Here is a 672-nt window from a genome sequence, read left to right as displayed (position 1 = left end):
CCGAGGGCATTTTCGAGGCGTTGTAGCGGGACAGGGTTGTTGTCGTCCGGCACTTCGCCGAAGTAAAAGAAGATGTTGTCGAGGGTTTGCAGCAGGTAGTGACCGCCTTCGGTGCAGACCAGATACACCTGTTCGTGCGGATTGTAGATGCGCTCGCCCGGCTGGACGTCTACGAAGGGCACCGTGCGACCTTGATTGTCGGTCAGGTAAACGAAGCTGCCACTGCGGCGCAGGCTTTGCTCCCAAGGCAACACCCAACCCTTGCCGAGCACACTGTCGACGGTCAGGTCACTGGCGTAGAAGCGTGACCAGTCGATGGGCATCAGGCCTGGAAGGCTGAAATCGGTTTCGTCAGGGATGACCTTGCGGCCGGTGGTGGCATCGACAGGGTTGCCGATCAGACCGCCGACTGCACGCTCGATCGCCGGTCCTACGACGTAACGGCTGGCCACTTCACCGGCGACGAACCCGGCGGTGAATTTCAACACGCAGGGCATGACGGCCTTCATGCCCGCCTGTGTTCCTGCCTTGATCAATTGAGCGATACCGCCCGCCGCACCAGCGACCGCCATCAGAATATCGACAGTAGTGCGCAGCCAGCCGGGAATCTCGTCATCTACCGGCAGGTAGCGGTGGGTGCCGCCGCCGATGAGCACGTTATCCGAACCGCTG

The 672-nt window shown here is 61.2% G+C and carries 1 protein-coding gene; it reads right to left on the bottom strand.

The genetic code is table 11. The features are described 5' to 3' along the window. Nucleotides 1-672 (bottom strand): DUF6531 domain-containing protein (locus tag IMW75_RS26775; protein WP_237142357.1); only part of this gene is annotated, 672 nt, incomplete at both ends.

This window comes from Pseudomonas gregormendelii, assembly GCF_017114825.1.
Classification (GTDB): Bacteria; Pseudomonadota; Gammaproteobacteria; order Pseudomonadales; family Pseudomonadaceae; genus Aquipseudomonas; species Aquipseudomonas gregormendelii.
Note: the sequence above shows the minus strand (reverse complement) of the source record. Positions and strands in the feature narration are given on the sequence as shown.